The organism is Streptomyces sp. S6, from assembly GCF_054880855.1.
In genome coordinates this window covers 17,659-32,637 of record NZ_JBTYMC010000050.1, presented here as the reverse complement: position 1 = coordinate 32,637, position 14,979 = coordinate 17,659, and the positions used below count along the sequence as shown (strand labels likewise).

14 protein-coding genes are annotated in these 14,979 nt (G+C 70.4%); 6 read left to right on the top strand and 8 right to left on the bottom strand.

The annotated features are described in order from the left end of the window. Window positions 1-171 precede the first annotated feature (171 nt). Window positions 172-408: a 30S ribosomal protein S18 gene (gene rpsR, locus ACVNF4_RS09995; RefSeq protein ID WP_010354088.1), complete on the top strand. Its 237-nt coding sequence runs from the start codon at window positions 172-174 to the stop codon at window positions 406-408. Window positions 409-426: 18 nt separating this feature from the next. Continuing rightward, window positions 427-873 (top strand): 50S ribosomal protein L9, encoded by a 447-nt coding sequence (rplI, locus tag ACVNF4_RS09990; protein ID WP_461802356.1) that lies wholly within the window; start codon window positions 427-429, stop codon window positions 871-873. A 118-nt stretch (window positions 874-991) separates the two neighbouring features. On the opposite strand, the gene ACVNF4_RS09985 is transcribed toward rplI, so the two are convergent. Further along, window positions 992-2,329, bottom strand: a complete 1,338-nt coding sequence (locus ACVNF4_RS09985; RefSeq protein WP_461802355.1) for an MATE family efflux transporter — start codon at window positions 2,327-2,329, stop codon at window positions 992-994. A 459-nt stretch (window positions 2,330-2,788) separates the two neighbouring features. Here ACVNF4_RS09985 and dnaB point away from each other — a divergent pair, with 459 nt between their 5' ends. Further along, window positions 2,789-4,288 carry a replicative DNA helicase gene (gene dnaB, locus ACVNF4_RS09980; RefSeq protein WP_461802354.1) on the top strand — a complete coding sequence of 500 codons (1,500 nt, stop codon included), beginning with the start codon at window positions 2,789-2,791 and terminating at the stop codon, window positions 4,286-4,288. A 13-nt stretch (window positions 4,289-4,301) separates the two neighbouring features. After that, the gene (locus tag ACVNF4_RS09975) at window positions 4,302-5,687 is read left to right on the top strand and encodes a serine hydrolase domain-containing protein (protein WP_461802353.1); all 1,386 of its coding nucleotides are present in this window, start codon (window positions 4,302-4,304) and stop codon (window positions 5,685-5,687) included. Window positions 5,688-5,767: 80 nt separating this feature from the next. Here ACVNF4_RS09975 and ACVNF4_RS09970 read toward each other — a convergent pair whose 3' ends face one another. Together ACVNF4_RS09970 and ACVNF4_RS09965 are read right to left on the bottom strand one after the other, a co-directional pair. Beyond that, window positions 5,768-6,235 (bottom strand): GNAT family N-acetyltransferase, encoded by a 468-nt coding sequence (locus ACVNF4_RS09970; protein ID WP_461802352.1) that lies wholly within the window; start codon window positions 6,233-6,235, stop codon window positions 5,768-5,770. 23 nt (window positions 6,236-6,258) lie between these two features. Next, window positions 6,259-6,723, bottom strand: a complete 465-nt coding sequence (locus ACVNF4_RS09965) for a MarR family winged helix-turn-helix transcriptional regulator (RefSeq protein WP_461802351.1) — start codon at window positions 6,721-6,723, stop codon at window positions 6,259-6,261. A gap of 157 nt (window positions 6,724-6,880) precedes the next feature. On the opposite strand from ACVNF4_RS09965, the gene ACVNF4_RS09960 reads away from it, so the two are divergent. After that, the gene (locus tag ACVNF4_RS09960; protein ID WP_461802350.1) at window positions 6,881-8,095 is read left to right on the top strand and encodes an MFS transporter; all 1,215 of its coding nucleotides are present in this window, start codon (window positions 6,881-6,883) and stop codon (window positions 8,093-8,095) included. 71 nt (window positions 8,096-8,166) lie between these two features. Here the strand turns inward: ACVNF4_RS09960 and ACVNF4_RS09955 are convergent, their stop codons facing one another. After that, window positions 8,167-9,033, bottom strand: a complete 867-nt coding sequence (locus ACVNF4_RS09955; RefSeq protein ID WP_461802349.1) for a GNAT family N-acetyltransferase — start codon at window positions 9,031-9,033, stop codon at window positions 8,167-8,169. 553 nt (window positions 9,034-9,586) lie between these two features. Between ACVNF4_RS09955 and ACVNF4_RS09950 the strand changes: the two genes are divergently transcribed. Then, on the top strand, window positions 9,587-11,608 hold the full coding sequence (locus ACVNF4_RS09950; protein WP_461802358.1) for a globin domain-containing protein: 2,022 nt from the start codon (window positions 9,587-9,589) through the stop codon (window positions 11,606-11,608). Here ACVNF4_RS09950 and ACVNF4_RS09945 read toward each other — a convergent pair. The 4 genes from ACVNF4_RS09945 to ACVNF4_RS09930 all read right to left on the bottom strand — a co-directional run bounded on the left by ACVNF4_RS09945 (window position 11,605) and on the right by ACVNF4_RS09930 (window position 14,978). Next, window positions 11,605-12,087 carry an NUDIX domain-containing protein gene (locus ACVNF4_RS09945; protein WP_461802348.1) on the bottom strand — a complete coding sequence of 161 codons (483 nt, stop codon included), beginning with the start codon at window positions 12,085-12,087 and terminating at the stop codon, window positions 11,605-11,607. The genes ACVNF4_RS09950 and ACVNF4_RS09945 overlap by 4 nt on opposite strands. 79 nt (window positions 12,088-12,166) lie before the next feature. Next, window positions 12,167-13,072 (bottom strand): LysR family transcriptional regulator, encoded by a 906-nt coding sequence (locus ACVNF4_RS09940; protein ID WP_461802347.1) that lies wholly within the window; start codon window positions 13,070-13,072, stop codon window positions 12,167-12,169. Between the two features lie 269 nt (window positions 13,073-13,341). Beyond that, on the bottom strand, window positions 13,342-14,487 hold the full coding sequence (locus tag ACVNF4_RS09935) for a cystathionine gamma-lyase (protein WP_461802346.1): 1,146 nt from the start codon (window positions 14,485-14,487) through the stop codon (window positions 13,342-13,344). Continuing rightward, window positions 14,484-14,978 carry a low molecular weight protein-tyrosine-phosphatase gene (locus tag ACVNF4_RS09930; RefSeq protein WP_461802345.1) on the bottom strand — a complete coding sequence of 165 codons (495 nt, stop codon included), beginning with the start codon at window positions 14,976-14,978 and terminating at the stop codon, window positions 14,484-14,486. Before ACVNF4_RS09930 ends, ACVNF4_RS09935 begins: the two co-directional genes overlap by 4 nt. Window position 14,979 lies beyond the last annotated feature (1 nt).

The window sequence follows — 14,979 nt, the reverse complement described above, 5'->3', positions numbered from 1 at the left end:
GCTCCGGCCGACGACCCGTGGGCGAGCGGTGCTCCCGCCGGCGGCAACCAGGGCGGTGGCGGCGGCTGGGGTGGAAACTCCGGCGGCGGCCAGGCCGGCGGCGGCTACTCGGACGAGCCCCCCTTCTAGGGCGGGCTTACCCCAACTTCTTGATCACACAGGAGAAACACCATGGCGAAGCCGCCTGTGCGCAAGCCTAAGAAAAAGGTCTGCGCTTTCTGCAAGGACAAGGTCCAGTACGTGGACTACAAGGACACGAACATGCTGCGGAAGTTCATTTCCGACCGCGGCAAGATCCGTGCCCGCCGCGTGACCGGCAACTGCACGCAGCACCAGCGTGACGTCGCCACGGCCGTCAAGAACAGCCGTGAGATGGCGCTGCTGCCGTACACCGCCCAGGCGCGATAAAGGAAGGGTGACCGACACATGAAGATCATCCTCACTCACGAGGTCTCCGGCCTCGGCGCCGCGGGTGACGTCGTCGACGTCAAGGACGGCTACGCTCGCAACTACCTGATCCCGCGGAACTTCGCGATCCGTTGGACCAAGGGTGGCGAGAAGGACGTCGAGCAGATCCGTCGCGCTCGCAAGATCCACGAGATCCAGACCATCGAGCAGGCCAACAGCGTCAAGGCCCAGCTCGAAGGTGTGAAGGTCCGTCTGGCCGTTCGCTCCGGCGACGCCGGCCGTCTCTTCGGTTCCGTCACCCCGGCCGACGTCGCCTCGGCGATCGCCGCCGCCGGTGGCCCGAAGGTCGACAAGCGCCGCGTCGAGCTCGGCACGCCCATCAAGACCCTGGGCGCCCACGAGACGACCGTGCGTCTGCACCCCGAGGTGGCCGCCAAGGTCAGCATCGAGGTCGTTGCCGCGTGACGCGGTGCTCGGCTTGAGTAGCTGAGAAAGGGGCCGTACCCGATGGGTACGGCCCCTTTTCGTGTGCTCGGAGGAGCGATGTTTCACGTGAAACCAGCCGATGTTTCACGTGAAACGCTCAGCGCGTCGCTCCCGTCACCACCCAGCGGCCCGAACGCGTACGCAGCCACAGCGTCAGCATGCGGATCGTCATCATCAGCGTCATCGCTCCCCAGACGGCCGTCAGACCGCCGCCCACGACCGGTACGAGCAGGGCCGCCGGGGTGAAGACCGCCAGAGTCAGGAGCATCGCGCCCGCCAGGTAGGGGCCGTCGCCCGCGCCCATGAGGACGCCGTCGAGGACGAAGACGATGCCGCTGACGGGCTGGGAGAGGGCGACGATGATCAAGGCGGGGAGAGCGGCGTCCTTCACCACGGAGTCGCTGGTGAACAGGGGGAGGAACAGGGGGCGGGTGAGGACGACGAGGATGCCGAGGCCGACGCCGACAGCGATGCCCCACTCCACCATGCGTCGGCAGACGCGCCGGGCGCCCTCGGCGTCACCGGCTCCCAGATACCGGCCGATGATGGCTTGCCCGGCGATCGCGATGGCGTCGAGGGCGAAGGCGAGCAGGCTCCACAGAGACAGCACGATCTGGTGGGCGGCGATGTCCGCGTCCCCGAGCCGCGCGGCGACCGCGGTCGCGATCATCAGCATGGCCCGCAAGGAGAGCGTACGGACCAGCAGGGGAGCCCCGGCCTGCGCTGAGGCCTTGATCCCGGCGGCGTCCGGACGCAGCGAGACCCCGTACCGACGGGAGCCCCGGACGACGACCACGAGATAGGCGGCGGCCATGCCCCACTGTGCGATGACGGTGCCCCAGGCGGAACCCGCGATGCCCAGATCGGCGCCGTAGACGAGCCCGGCGTTCAGGCCCGCGTTGGCGACGAAGCCCGCGACGGCGACGTAGAGCGGGGTCCTGGTGTCCTGGAGGCCTCGCAGGACACCGGTCGCGGCGAGGACGATCAGCATCGCCGGTATGCCGAGGGCGGCGATGCGCAGATAGGTGATCGCGTAGGGCGCGGCCGTCGCGGAGGCGCCGAAGAGGTCGACCAGGACGCGAGCGGAGGGCAGGACGGCGATGATCACGCCGACGCCGAGCAGCAGGGCGAGCCAGATGCCGTCGATGCCCTGGCGGATCGCGGCGGCGAGGTCACCGGCGCCCGCTCGGCGTGCGACGGCGGCCGTGGTGGCGTAGGCGAGGAACACGAAGATGCTGACGGCGGTCGTCAGCAGGGCGGAGGCGACACCGAGCCCGGCGAGCTGTGCCGTGCCGAGGTGGCCCACGATCGCGCTGTCGGCGAGGACGAAGAGGGGCTCGGCGACGAGTGCGCCGAAGGCGGGGACGGCCAGCGCGACGATCTCTCGGTCGTGCCGGCGTCCGGTGGCCTTGGTGGTCGTGGGGGCCGATGTCATGAACACCAATCTAATCGTCCACAGGTAAGAGTCGCAATACGGATTGAGTCCTTACTGATCGTCTCGCTCCGTGTCCTTTCGTGCGCTGTTCGAGGTCATCTTGGGCCGACTGGGAAAGTTTTTCTTCTGCACAGCCAGTGGATGGGAACGTTGCAGGTCAGAGGGGGTCGGGAAAAAAAGTCGAGGGCTTGTTCACAGCACTGTCCACCGGCTCGTGCACAGGTTTCGAGGAGTTGTCCACAGCATCCGGGCCGTCGTCCACATGGCCTGTGGATAACCAGATTGGCTGACGGTGCATACGGGCCTAACGTGGTCCGGCGCCCGCTCCGTCCGTCGGCCTGGGAAACCCCCGCAAAACCGACGCGCCGCAACCGGAGTCGGGCCTCTCATTTGTCAGTGCCGTGCCGTAGAAATGAAGGCACGGCGAGGTCCGCTCGGCGGACGGGAGGAGGTCGCTCGGTGAGCATTTCCGAGCCCTTGGACGACCCGTGGGCGGACAGCGGCCCCAGCGATCGTCTCCCCTCGACGCGTCGCCGGGGCGAGGGGGGCGGCCGAGGCCGGGGCGAGGGCAGGCGCGGCCGGGACGACCAGCACGAGCGGGGCCGGGAGGACGGCGAGTGGGACGGCGCGGCGGCCTTCGAGCGCGTCCCGCCGCAGGACCTCGACGCCGAGCAGTCCGTCCTCGGCGGCATGCTCCTGTCCAAGGACGCCATCGCCGACGTCGTCGAGATCCTCAAGGGCCACGACTTCTACAAACCGGCCCACGAGACCATCTACGCGGCCATCCTCGACATCTACGCCAAGGGCGAGCCCGCCGACCCCATCACGGTCGCCGCCGAGCTGACCAAACGCGGCGAGATCAACAAGGTGGGCGGGGCGCCGTACCTGCACACCCTCGTCCAGACCGTGCCGACCGCGGCGAACGCCGAGTACTACGCGGAGATCGTGCACGAGCGGGCGGTGCTGCGCCGGCTGGTCGAGGCGGGGACGCGGATCACCCAGATGGGATACGCGGGTGACGACGACGTCGACGAGATCGTCAACCGCGCCCAGGCGGAGATCTACGCCGTCACCGAGCAGCGCACCAGCGAGGACTACCTGCCGCTCGGCGACATCATGGAGGGCGCGCTCGACGAGATCGAGGTGATCGGGTCGCGCAGCGGGGAGATGACCGGTGTACCGACCGGCTTCACCGACCTCGACTCCCTCACGAACGGCCTGCACCCCGGCCAGATGATCGTCATCGCGGCCCGTCCCGCCATGGGCAAGTCGACGCTCGCGCTGGACTTCGCGCGCGCGGCGTCGATCAAGAACAACCTCGCAAGCGTCATCTTCTCCCTCGAAATGGGCCGCAACGAGATCGCGATGCGCCTGCTGTCCGCCGAAGCACGGGTCGCCCTGCACCACATGCGCTCCGGCACGATGACCGACGAGGACTGGACACGGCTAGCGCGCCGTATGCCCGAGGTCTCCGCGGCGCCCCTCTACATCGACGACTCGCCGAACCTCTCGATGATGGAGATCCGCGCGAAGTGCCGGCGCCTGAAGCAGCGCAACGACATCAAGCTCGTTATCATCGACTACCTCCAGCTCATGCAGGCCGGCGGCAAGGGACGCTCCGAGAGCCGTCAGCAGGAGGTCTCGGACATGTCCCGTAACCTCAAGCTCCTCGCCAAGGAACTCGAAGTCCCGGTCATCGCGCTCTCGCAGCTCAACCGAGGTCCCGAACAGCGCACCGACAAGAAGCCGATGGTCTCCGACCTCCGTGAGTCCGGTTCCATCGAGCAGGACGCCGACATGGTCATCCTCCTGCACCGCGAGGACGCCTACGAGAAGGAGTCCCCCCGCGCGGGCGAGGCAGACATCATCGTCGGCAAGCACCGAAACGGCCCGACGGCCACGATCACCGTCGCCTTTCAGGGTCACTATTCTCGTTTCGTGGACATGGCACAGACCTGATGCACTGGGGTCCATGACGACACCTCAGGAAGAGCTGCTGCCCGCCACCCGGCGCGCGCTGCTGCACCGCATCGCCCTCGCCCAGTCCGAAGGGCGGGCCCCGTCGCTCGTCGCCGCCGTCGTGCGGGGCGGGAAAGTGGTGTGGGAGGGGTCCCGTACCTCGGTCGACGGGCACGGACCTGACGGGAACGTGCAGTACCGGATCGGGTCGATCACCAAGGCGTTCACCGCCGTCCTCGTGATGCGGCTGCGGGACGAAGGGCTGCTCGACCTCGGTGACCCGCTGGAGAAGCACCTGCCCGGCACCGGGGTGGGGGAGGTGACCGTCGCCGAACTCCTCGCGCACACCGGCGGGTTGGCCGCGGAGTCGCCGGGGCCCTGGTGGGAGCGGACGCCGGGGGAGCTGCGGCCCGCACTCGCCGATGTGCTGGGCGAGCGGCCGTCACTCCACCCCGGCGGACGGCGGTTCCACTACTCCAACCCCGGTTACACCCTGCTCGGCGCGCTGGTCGAGGAGCTGAGGGGCGCCCCCTGGGAGGACGTACTCCGGCGTGAAGTGCTCGAACCTCTGGGCCTCGACCGGACGGGCGCTCGCCCCGAGACGCCGTACGCGGGCGGCTGGGCGGTGCACCCCTGGGCCGACGCGCTGCTTCCGGAACCCGTGGAGGACCTCGGCAGGATGGCCCCGGCGGGACAGCTCTGGTCGACGACCCGGGACCTGGCGCGGTTCGCCGTGTTCCTGGCGAACGGAGACGACCGGGTGCTGAGCGCCGGGACGGTACGGGAGATGCGCGCCCCGGCGGTGCCGTCCGAGACCATGGATCTCGCCGTGGGGGCCGGGTACGGCCTCGGGCTCCAGGTCCAGCACCAGGACGGCCGCCTCCTCGTGGGCCACTCCGGCTCCCTCCCGGGCTACCTCGCCAACCTCACCCTCGCCGTGGCCGACGACGTCGCCGCGGTCGCCCTCGCCAACTGCACCTCGGGGCCGCTCCTGGCCTCTCTGGGCGCCGATCTCGTCCGTATCGTCGCGGAGGCCGAACCCCGTGTCCCGGAGCCCTGGAAGCCGCTCCAGGCCGTCGATCCGGGCGTCCTGGAGCTGGTCGGCCCGTGGTACTGGGGAACCCACGGATTCGCCCTGCGCTGGACCGCGGACGGCCTGCTCTCCCTGCTCCCCCTCGCCCGCGCCGGCCGCCAGTCCCGCTTCGAGCCGAACGGCGACGGCACCTGGACCGGTCTGGAGGGCTACTACGCCGGGGAACGCCTGACGCCCGTACGCCGCCCGGACGGAACCCTGAGCCACCTGGACCTCGGCTCGTTCGTGTTCACCCGTGAGCCGTACGACGACGAGACCGCCGTGCCCGGCGGGGTCGATCCGGAGGGATGGCGGGGGATCGGCTGAGGTGGAACGGGGGTGTGTTTCACGTGAAACACACCCCAGGCATCAAAGGCTCCTGTTTCACGTGAAACACCCAGACGCCCTCACAGCGCCAGCTTGAACCCCACATGCGAGGCCACGAACCCCAGCCGCTCGTAGAACCGGTGCGCGTCGACCCGCGATACGTCCGAGGTCAGCTGCACCAACTGGCACCCTTCCCGCCGGGACTCCTCGACCGCCCACTCGACGAACCGTGTCCCCAGCCCGCTGCCGCGTTCGTCGCCCCGGACCCGCACGGCCTCGATGATCGAACGCGTACTGCCCTTGCGGGAGAGTCCGGGGACGATCGTGAGCTGGAGCGTCCCGACGACCTGGCCCTCGCGGACGGCGACCACCAGGTGCTGGTGAGGGTCTCGGTCGAGCCGCTCGAAGGCGGCCAGGTAGGGCGTGAGGTCGTCCGGCGACTCACGCTGGGCGCCCAGCGGATCGTCCGCGAGGAGGGCGACGATCGCCGGAAGGTCGTCGATGCGGGCGTCCCGGATGGTCAGGCCGGATGTTCCAAGGTCTCCCATGGCCAGAAGCCTACGTGCGCGTTCTACGGGGTGACGGGCGCTTTCAGGGCCTCCATGACCCCTACGAGCGAGGCCAGTTCAGGGTCCTTGGCCGCCTCGTCGAGCGCCTCGCGCAGCGCCCGGTCGTTGGTCGGCCGCGCCTCCTCCAGCAGCTTCAGCCCCGCCTCGGTGACGTTCGTGTAGATGCCCCGGCGGTCGGTGGGGCAGAGGTAGCGCTCCAGGAGTCCGCGGTCTTCGAGCCGGGTCACCAGGCGGGTGGTCGCGCTCTGGCTCAGGACGACCGCGTCGGCGACCTGCTTCATCTGGAGATGGCCGCCGTCCCCGTCGTGCTGCCGGCTGAGCACGTTCAGCAGGGAGTACTCGCGCACGCTCAGCTCGTGGCCGGTCTGGAGGGCGCGCTCGATGTTCCCCTCGATCCTTCCGTGCAGCAGCGAGAGGGCGCACCAGCCCTGGGCGAGGGCGGTCAGTGCGGGGTCGGTCGCGGTCATGGGTTCTTCCCTCCGTCCCGGGCGGTGCTCCCAGGATAGGGCAGCATCGCAATAGTGTGCGCTTGCAGATATAGCGCGTCTGCAAGTATTGTTTTGGAAGGTAAGCCGCTCGCGCAATCAATGCTCATGCAATCAACAAGGGAAGGTGTCACCCTCCATGCCTCTCGCGCTTCTGGCTCTCGCGATCGGGGCCTTCGGCATCGGCACGACCGAGTTCGTGATCATGGGGCTGCTGCCCGAGGTCGCCGCCGACTACGGGGTCTCCATCCCCACCGCGGGCTACCTCGTGACCGGCTACGCCCTCGGCGTGATGATCGGCGCCCCGCTGATGACCGCCCTCGGCACCAAAGTCCCCCGCAAGCGGATGCTGATGCTGCTGATGGGGCTGTTCATCGTGGGCAACGTGCTCTCCGCCGCCGCCCCCGTCTTCTCCGTGATGCTCGTCGGCCGCGTGGTCGCCTCGCTCGCCCACGGCGCCTTCTTCGGCATCGGCGCGGTCGTCGCGGCCGACCTGGTCGCCCCCGACAAGAAGGCCGGCGCCATCGCGATGATGTTCACCGGCCTGACCGTCGCCAACGTCGTCGGTGTCCCGCTCGGCACGCTCGTCGGGCAGCACGTCAGCTGGCGTGCCACCTTCGCGCTCGTCGCCGCCCTGGGCGTGCTCGGCCTGGCCGGTGTCGCCCGCCTCGTCCCCGACCTGCCCAAGCCCGAAGGGGTCCACCTCCGGCACGAACTCGCCGTCTTCAAGAACGCCCAGGTCCTGCTCGCCATGGCGATGACCGTCCTCGGCTTCGGCGGCGTCTTCGCGGCCGTCACCTACATCGCGCCGATGATGACCCATGTCACCGGTTTCGCCGACGGCTCCGTCACCTGGCTGCTGGTCCTCTTCGGCCTCGGCATGGTCGCGGGGAACCTCGTCGGCGGCCGGTACGCCGACCGCGCCCTCATGCCGATGCTGTACGTCTCGCTGGGCGCCCTGGCGGTCGTCCTGGCCCTCTTCACCCTCACCGCCCACCACAAGGCGCTCGCGGCCGTCACCATCGCCCTGATCGGTGCCCTGGGCTTCGCGACCGTGCCGCCGCTCCAGAAGCGTGTCCTGGACCAGGCCCACGGCGCTCCGACGCTGGCCTCGGCCGTGAACATCGGTGCCTTCAACCTCGGCAACGCCCTCGCGGCCTGGCTCGGCGGCCTCGTCATCGACGCGGGCCACGGCTACACCGCCCCGAACTGGGTCGGCGCCGCCCTCGCCGTGTCCGCCCTCCTCCTCGCGGTCCTCTCGGCCGCTCTGGAACGCCGCGACGGCACTCCGAGCACGGTGATCGCGGGGGCGCGGACAGAGCAGACCCCGCAGCCGACCACAGCCCATCACTGACCCCGGCACACCGCCGAACCACCGAGGCCGGTCCCCCGAAGAGCCAGGGGGACCGGCCTCGACGCGTCGACTCAGCCCGCCGCCACCGTCAGCGGAGCGAACCGCCGGGTCCAGTCGCCCGGGAGTTCCGGAATCCCGTACGTCATCACGGCGTTGAAGGCGACCGACGCCAAACCCCGGCCCTTCAGCCAGGCCAGCAGTTCCTCGTGCCGTACGTCGATGTCGGTGCGCAGCGGACGGCCGGTGTGGGCGGCGAGGGAGGCGACCAGGGCCTTCGCGGTCTCCGTGTCGCGGGCGATCAGCGGGCCCACGACGTGCGTGTCCATGTTGGGCCAGGCGGCGGCGTAGCCGATGATCCGGCCGTCGGCCGTCGCGACCCTCAACTGGTCGGCGAAGGCGGGCAGCCGGGTGATCATGTGGGTCCGGTCGGAGCCGAACACCCCCTCGTCCAGCCGCAGGATCTCCGTGAGGTCCTCGGCCGTCGCCGCCCTGGTGGCCACCGAGGGCGGGGCCCCGGCCGGGGTGAGGTGGCCGACCAGCATCTCGGCCCCGCCGGTCACCTTGAAGCCCAGCTCCTCGTACAGCGGGCGGCCGTTCGGCGTCGCGTGCAGGGTCAGCGGAGTCGTGCCCATCACCGAGACGACGTGCCGCATCAACCGGCGTCCGGCGCCCTGCCGGGCGTGCCGCTCGGCGACGAGCACCATGCCGATCGCCGCCAGGTCGGGGCGCTCCTGAGGGCCGTAGTCGGTGACGACGCACGCGGCCAGCAGACCGCCGTCAGGGGCGTCGATGCCGTACCCCTTCCCAGCGGTGAGGAGGAGGCCCCACTTGTGTTCCTCGCGCGGCCACCCCCGATCCTCGGACAAGTCCGCGCACGCGAGAAGGTCACGGCGCGTCAGACGGCGGATGGGAAGAGCGGTGGGGGAAGGAGTCGACACGCAGGTCAGGCTGTCCGACCGGTGCGTCCGGCGTCCACCTGTTTCCCAGGAGGCACACGTGGTTTTGGCCATGCCGTGGGAACGTGCCAGGCGACTAGGAGGGACACTTGTTGTTTCACGTGAAACCAGCAATGGCAGAGGGTGTTTCACGTGAAACATCGGTGGCCGAAGGGCCGTAGGACGGCGGAATCGTGCCGTGGGCTGAAGGAGGGAGCTGTGGGATGTCCACGAAGTGGCGTGCCGTGCCCGGTAGTTGAGTGAAACACCGAATCGCCCCTGGGTAAGACCCCGGTGAGGGGAAGGCGGGGGTTGTGTGGTCGACTGCGGCCGGTATGGTCGACTCCGATTGAGGTGACGAAGCCTAGAGGGACGGAGCGATCGAGGGCCCGCATTCGCGGTGATACGGCCAGAGCATCCGGGTGGGGGTGGGATGCTGCCCAGTGGGCGAAGCGGCTGAGGAACCTGACCGATAGGCACGGCCGTTGTGGGGGAGCAGGCACTTCCCGAGGAGGGAGTGCAGACCGACCGAAAGATGTTCGAGGCGAGGCACACCATGGATGCTCCGGTCACCACGTCGGCCGACAACGGCACGTCCGGCGGCGGGGACGGTTGGTTCAAGCCGCGCAAGCAGCCGTCGTCGGCTCCCGGTACCGAGCCGCAAGGCACCGAACCGCAGGGCACCGAAGGCAGGCGGCTGGCCGGGCTGCGCCCCGTGGGCCGCGGTACGGCGACGCCCGCCGAGGCCGCGCCCCAGCACGTCGGCCAAGCAGACGCCGAGGCCCGAACAAGCCCGCCGCAGACACCGGCACCCTCCGAGCCGACGGCCATGACCGTGCTCCCCAAGCTCATACCGGCGCCCGCGACGGCGGTGCCGCCCCTGGTGTCCCCCATACCGTCCCGCTCGTACACCGACGCCTCGCACACCGCGTCCGAGCCCCTCCAGGTACCGGCCCAGCGCACGGCCCCGAGTGGTCCCTCGCCGGCTGAAGCCCTCCGCCCGACGCCTGCCGAGCAGCCCCGACCGGCCTTCACGGAGGCCCCGCGGACGTCCCCCCAGCCCGCCGCGTATCCCGAGGCCGACTCCTTCGAGTCGCCCGCCCAGGACACGTTCTCCCGGCCGTTCCCTTCGGCGATCCTGCCGACCGAGACAGAGTTCCCCCGGACACCCGCCCCGGAGAGCCTCCCGGCAGAAGCCGAGGACCTCCTCGCGCCCGCTTCGCACGACGCTCGGCCCGAAGAAGAGGCCCATTTCACGCCTGTCCAGGACGCCCCACGGCCCGAGGCAGAGCCTCTCCAGAACGACCCTCAGCCCTCCGAGCCCGCCGGTTCGTTCGTGCCGGATGCCTTCCGGCCCGCAGCAGACTTCCCCCGGCCGTCCGCCGCAGACCCGCTCCGGACGGAGCCCTCCCCGGGGTTCAACCCCGAGGAGCTGCCGGTCAGCGAACCGCAGCCCGTCGCCGAGGGTTCTCCGGACGCCGTGCTGATCCGCCGGACCATGGCTGCCATCGGTGACGTGTCCGACAAGGTCACCTCGTACTTCTACGCGCTGCTCTTCGTCCGCCACCCGGACCTGCGCCCGCTCTTCCCGCCCGCGATGGACGCCCAGCGCGACCGACTGCTGAAGGCGCTGCTGACGGCCGCCGAGCACATCGACAACACACCGGTGCTCGTCGGCTATCTCCAGAACCTCGGGCGGGGGCACCGCAAGTACGGCACCCGGCCCGAGCACTACCCCGCCGTCGGCGAGTGCCTCATCGAGTCGCTCGCCAAGTACGCCGACTCCGTGTGGGAGCCGGAGACGGAGGCCGCCTGGGTGCGGACGTACACGACGATCTCCCAGGTGATGATCGACGCGGCGGCCGTCGACGAACTGCGCGCACCGGCCTGGTGGCAGGCAGAGGTCGTCTCGCACGAGCTCAGGACGCAGGACATCGCGATCCTCACCGTCCGGCCGAACCAGCCGTACCCGTTCCTCGCCGGGCAGTACGCGAGCCTGGAGACGCCGTGGTGGCCGCGGATCTGGCGGCACTACTCCTTCGCCTCCGCGCCCCGCTCCGACGGACTGCTCTCGTTCCACGTGAAGGCGATCCCGGCGGGCTGGGTCTCCAACGCACTCGTGCACCGTGCCCAGCCCGGTGACGTGATCCGGCTGGGCCCGCCGGCCGGGTCGATGACGATCGACCACACGCGTGACAGCGGGCTGCTCTGCCTCGGCGGCGGTACCGGCATCGCGCCCATCAAGGCCCTGGTCGAGGACGTCGCCGAACACGGCACCCGGCGCCGGATGGAGGTCTTCTACGGCGCCCGCACCGACCACGACCTCTACGACATCGACACGATGCTCCGGCTCAAGCAGTCCCACTCCTGGCTGGAGGTCCGTCCGGTGGTCGACAAGCACGGCCTGCTCCAACTGCCGGACGCGATCCGTACATTCGGCCCCTGGGACGAGTACGACGCCTACCTCTCCGGCCCGGTCGGCATGATCCGCAGCGGTGTGGACGCCCTGCGCGGTGTGGGCATACCGAAGGAACGGATACGGCACGACTCGGTGGCTGAGCTGGTCGCCGCCGGTTAACCGAGGTCGGGCGCGTGCATCGCGCGGACGCCCTCGATGTTGCCGTCCAGATAGTGCCGCAGCGACAGCGGCACGAGATGGACGGAGGCGATCCCGACCCGGGTGAACGGCACGCGGACGATCTCGTACTCCCCGATGGGCTCGTCGACCTCGGGGCCGTGTCGCAGGGCAGGGTCCATGGACGCGAGGTGGCAGACGAAGAAGTGCTGCACCTTCACTCCGGTGGCGCCACCGTCCGCGCCGATGTGCTCGACGGTGTCGACGAAGCAGGGGACTACATCGGTGATCTTCGCGCCGAGTTCCTCGTGCACCTCGCGGTGCAGGGCTTCCACGACGGTCTCGTCGTACGGTTCGACGCCCCCTCCGGGGGTGAGCCAGTAGGGGTCCATGCCGGGCTTGGTGCGCTTGATCAGGACCAGGTCGTCGCCGTCCAGGAGAACGGCGCGGGCGGTGCGTTTGACCACGGGTCGGACGGTCATGGGAGGAATGTGGCCCGCTTGGTTCCACGTGAAACATCCCCTGTGGTTTCACGTGAAACACCCGCCGCCGCGGAGGGCCTCACCGCCACTCCGCCCCCGCTCTCAGCAGCCGCTCGTACGCCCGCGCTATGTGCGGCATCGCCAGCGTCCCTGTGCGCACGACCAGGAAGTACGTCCGCAGCGGCGGCACCGGCGGATCGTGCAGAGCGACGACCTCTCCGCGTTCCAGGGCGCCCGCGCAGAGATAGCGGGGCAGCACCGTGACCCCGGCGCCTGCGACCGTGCAGGCCAGGACCGCTCGCAGGTCGGGGACGATCACCGTGCCGGAGGCGGCCGGGAGGGAGTCGAAGACGGAGGCCCAGTAGCGGGCGACGAGGGGCAGCGACTCGTGGACCTCGACGACGGGCAGGTTCTCCAGGGCGGAGCCGTCCGTGGGGTACGGATCGCCGGCGCTGATCTGCGCGGCCCAGCGCGGGGCGGCGATCAGGACGTGCTCCTCGTCGCACAGCGGGGTGGCGGTCAGCAGCATGCCGCGGGGGCGGGCCGTGCTGATCGCGAGGTCGTGGTGTCCGGCGGCGAGCCCCTCCAGGACCTCCTCGGCGGTGCCGAAGGAGGCACGCAGGGCCAGCCCCTGGCCGTCCTCGCCGGTGAGTTCGGTGAGCGCGGGCAGGGCCTGTTCGGCGGTGAACTCGGGTGGTCCGGCAAGGTGCAGGGTGCGCAGCGAGGAGTCCGAGTCAAGGCCGGTCTCGGCGATCTGCACGAGTGCGTCGAGGTGCGGGGCGGCCTTGTGGGCGAGCTCGTCGCCGATCGTCGTCGGGGTGACGCCCCGGGCCTGGCGCAGGAACAGCGGGCGGCCGACCTGCCGTTCCAGGGTCCTGATCTGTGAGGTGACGGCGGGCTGGGAGAGACCGAGCAGCGCGGCGGCACGGGTGAAGGATCCGGCCCGGTGCACGGTCACGAAGGTGCGCAGCAAGGCCAGATCCATGGCCCGCTCCCCTCCCGGTGCTGACGCAGGGCACAACCATAAATATGCGGATAGCTTGCTGTCGCTACTGTGATTGGACACTGACACTGAGTCAACTAGCCTTGTTCGCGCGGTTCTCGGCGCACAGCACCTGGGGGGTGGCGCGGAACCGAGGACGGTCCGAACCACGAGGGGGGAGGCTCGGACCGTCCGCCGACCACGTCGGCCCGGACGGCCTCCCCGACCCTGCCCCGCCCCCGCCCCCGCCCCCGCCCTCGCGCTCGGCAGCCTCAGCGAGCCGACTCCTCCAGGGCCCGCAGCACGTCCGCCACGAGATCCTCGGTGTCCTCGGTGCCGACCGAGAGCCGCACGAAGCCCTCCGGGACCGCGTCACCGCCCCAGCGCCCGCGCCGCTCGGCCGAGGAGCGCACACCGCCGAAGCTCGTCGCGTCGTCCACGAACCGCAGGGCCTCCAGGAAGCGTTCCGCACGCGCGCGTGAGTCCAGGGTGAACGACACGACACACCCGTAGCGGCGCATCTGCCGTGAGGCGACCTCGTGCGAGGGGTCGTCCGGCAGCCCCGGATACCGCAGCGCCAGCACCTCCGGACGCCCCTTCAGCGCCTCGGCGACGGCCAGCGCGGTCGTGCTCTGCCGCTCCGCGCGCAGCGCCAGCGTCGCCAGCGACCGGTGCCCGAGCCACGCCTCCATCGGCCCCGGGATCGCCCCGACGATCTTGCGCCAGCGGCGGACGGCCGTCAGGGCCTCCCCCGCGCGGCCCGTGACGTACCCGAGGAGGACGTCACCGTGCCCGCTGAGCTGCTTCGTGCCGCTCGCCACCGAGAAGTCCGCGCCGAGTTCCAGCGGGCGCTGTCCGAGCGGCGTGGCGAGCGTGTTGTCGACGGCGACCAGGGCACCCCGCGCGTGCGCCTCGTCGGCGAGCCGCCGGATGTCGCACACGTCGAGCTCCGGGTTCGACGGCGTCTCGATCCACAGCAGCTTCGCCCCGTCCAGCACCTCCAGCTGCGCGTCCCCGCCGGTCGGCGCGGTGCGCACCGCGATGTCGTACGCCTCCAACTGGGCGCGGACCAGGGACAGCGCCTGATAGCCGTCGTCGGGGAGGACGACCGTGTCGCCGGAGCGCAGCTGGGAGAAGAGGACGGCCGAGACCGCCGCCATCCCGGAGGCGAACGCCAGGGTCTCGACGCCGTCCTCGCCGGGCGCCTCCAGCTCGGCCACGGCACGCTCCAGGAGCGTCCAGGTGGGGTTCTCGTCGCGGCCGTAGGTGTACGGGCCGGTCGGCTCGCCGGGGAGGTGGTAGTGGGCGGCGAAGACCGGTCCGGGCAGCGCAGGCTCGTACTTGACGGGCTCGGGCAGCCCGGCACGCACCGCGCGCGTGCCGTCGCCTATTGCCCCGGGGGCGCCTGTGTCGCTCATGTCGTCCGTCCTTCCAGGTCCTGCCGTACGGCGGCGAGCAGACCGTCGCTCGCCGCCTCCACCATCTCAAGACACTCGTCGAAGCCCTCCCGGCCCCCGTAGTACGGGTCGGGGACGTCCAGGTCGTCCGGGTCCGCGGCTGGGTCGAAAGCGCGCAGGAGGCGTACCTTCGCGGCGTCCTGAGGGGTCGGGGCGAGCCGGCGCAGGGCCTTGAGATGGCCGGAGTCGAGGGCGATCACGAGATCGAGATCCGCGAACCAGGAGCGGACGAAACGGCGTGCCGTGTGGCCGGCGGCGTATCCGTGCTCCCGGAGGACGGCGACCGTGCGCGGGTCGGCGTCCTCGCCCTCGTGCCAGCTGTCCGTACCGGCGCTGTCGACCTCGACGAGGTGACCGAGCCCGGCGTCCTCCACGCGCGCGTGGAACACCGATTCGGCCATCGGCGAGCGGCAGATGTTGCCGGTGCAGACGAAACAGACGCGATAGGCCATC